The 2,283-nt window shown below is 47.1% G+C and carries 2 protein-coding genes; both read right to left on the bottom strand.

Features of this window, described 5'->3' with window-relative positions; genetic code table 11:
* Positions 1-102 precede the first annotated feature (102 nt).
* Positions 103-867, bottom strand: a complete 765-nt coding sequence (gene fkpA, locus KDK14_RS20020) for an FKBP-type peptidyl-prolyl cis-trans isomerase (RefSeq protein ID WP_257266994.1) — start codon at positions 865-867, stop codon at positions 103-105.
* A 270-nt stretch (positions 868-1,137) separates the two neighbouring features.
* Entirely contained in the window at positions 1,138-2,013 is an 876-nt protein-coding gene (locus KDK14_RS20015) for a hypothetical protein (protein WP_257266992.1), read from the bottom strand.
* Between the last annotated feature and the right edge of the window lie 270 nt (positions 2,014-2,283).

Below are 2,283 nucleotides of genomic sequence, written 5' to 3'. Positions count from 1 at the left end.
CAATCATCAGGAACACTGAGTTTAAAATGGGAAAGTTATTTTTAGACCACTCCTAGACGCACTGCCCGTGATGGTAACCAGCCGCACAATGTATTTCGTGACTTATTTGCTCTCGACTTTTTCTTTGCTTTCGTCCTTGTCTTCGTCTTCGATGCTGATCAGCTCGACATCAAATACCAGTACGGAACCAGCTGGAATAGAACCAACCTCCTGGTCTCCGTAAGCCAGCTCAGCGGGAATTGTCAGGCGATATTCCGAGCCAACAGGCATCAGGGCAACACCTTCAGTCCAGCCCTTGATCACATTTGCCAGAGGGAAGGTCGCAGGCTGGCCTCGTTGCTTGCTGCTGTCGAAAACAGTGCCATCAGTCAGCTTACCCGTGTAATGAACGGTCACAGTATCCGCTGCGGTTGGTTTTGGGCCGTCCCCCTGTTTGATGACTTCATACTGCAGGCCGGACTCAGTAACGGAAACGCCTTCTTTCCCGGCGTTGTCTTCCAGATATTTGGCTCCGGTTTTACGGCTCTCCTCACGCTTTCTGGTGGCGTTTTCCTTAACGGCGGTGTTCATCTTCTGTTCATGAGCCCGGAGCGCTGAGCCCATCTCCTCCTCGTTCATTTTGACTTGATCAGCGAGGGCGTCCAGCAAGCCCTGCTGGACCAGCGCACGGTCAAGCACAACACCAAGCTCATCCTGCTGCTTCAGTGTCTGACTGGCAAAGTTACCAACAGAAGCACCAATGGCATAGGCGGCTTTCTGATCATCCGTGGTTAACTCGACTTCAGGAGCCCGGGTGGTCTTTTCCTGACAGCCAGCTGCTAAAACTACAGCAGCTGCCAGAGCGGATATTTTAATAACCTTCTTCATATCAATTTCCGTTGTTTTTGGCCGGAAAGGACGTATTGGCCAAGACGATCTTGCCTGTGTCAGGATTAAACTTGAGAAAATCGTCACTAATAATGGCACACCCTTCACGTCAGTTGAACCAGAGAGCAATAATTTTTCAAAAAATTCACATTATTACATGCTTTTTAGCATCACAGGGAATCAGCCCGGGAGGCTGTCCTCGGACAGCCTCCTGGCAAAATCGTTGATATGGCTGTAGCCGGTAAAGGTGGAATTGGTACAGCATCGTAGTCACTTGGGAGACATTGACTGGAGAGACATTGTCGTTGACTGCTGCAAAGCGGAGGCCACTAATGATAATTCTGCTTTTTTTGCAATAGCTGCCTGCGCTCCTATTTCCCTTGCCAGTTCTTTACTCAGGCCTCGGTTTAAAGCTGACCGATAGGCTATGAACTTGGCATTATTTATGGCTCTGCTTGTCTTGCCTTTCTCGGTTGCCAGGTATTTGGCCTGGCGTCTGGCAAAATTCAGCTTGCCTTTATCGGATGTGTTGTATCTGCGATTGGCCTCCTTGCCTTTATCCGATGCCTGGTATTTTTTTCTACTGGCCACGCGTTTTTCGTAGGCCCGGTATACCATTATGGTCGTCTTGCCGCTATCTGATGCTTCGTATTTGGCTTGGGTTTTCTTGCCTTTATCTGATGCCTGGTGTTTGGCGATGGTCACGTGGCGTTTATCAGATACCAGGACCTGTTCAAGCCCGGGAGTCAGAAATTCACCAGAACCAGAAGATTCAGTTGTTTTAAACCCAATGGTTTCAGTTAGAGCTTGCTGTCGAGTGCTCTTATTCCATGAGTTATCGCTAGTAACCAGAGGCGACGGTGGCTTGGAAAAAGTAACCGACGAACGTCGCAAAGGCAGTGGCTGAAAGGGTATTGAGGTTAAACCCATGGACTCAAAATCAGCACAGTGTTTACTAGAAATTCCAACAGGTTCATCTTCGGCAAGGTCTTCTTTTGGTTGGTAATCAAGCAATGCCAAATCAGTTTCAACAGGCGATAAATGAGAAATTAAAAAGCTATCCAGTTGGTGTAAAGGACTGAGTGTCCGTTGTTTGTTTACTTGCTGCTCTAAAAAGCCAGAGTGGGACGGATCATATATCTGCACAGAACAGCCTGACCAGCTAACTTGTGGACTTGATGCATAAGTTGATAGCAAGGGATCCTTGTACCTATCCTTTAAAAAGGAGATCCAAAAATCAGGACACTTGTCCAAGCTATATTTGTCCATTGAAATGTAAAATCGTTAAAGCTGAATTCAGGAAAATAAAGCATCAGACTGCTCCATTATTAAAAAGTTCCCAAGAGGCTGTCTGAGAATATACTGCCCTACTGCGGTTGCGATAAATTGGTCTAAAAATTCCTGCTTCTTCGTCAA

Origin of the sequence: Endozoicomonas sp. ONNA2 (assembly GCF_024606365.1) — a bacterium.
Lineage (GTDB): Bacteria > Pseudomonadota > Gammaproteobacteria > Pseudomonadales > Endozoicomonadaceae > Endozoicomonas.
The sequence above is the reverse complement of the archived record's forward strand: the minus strand, read 5'-3'. Positions and strand labels throughout refer to the sequence as shown.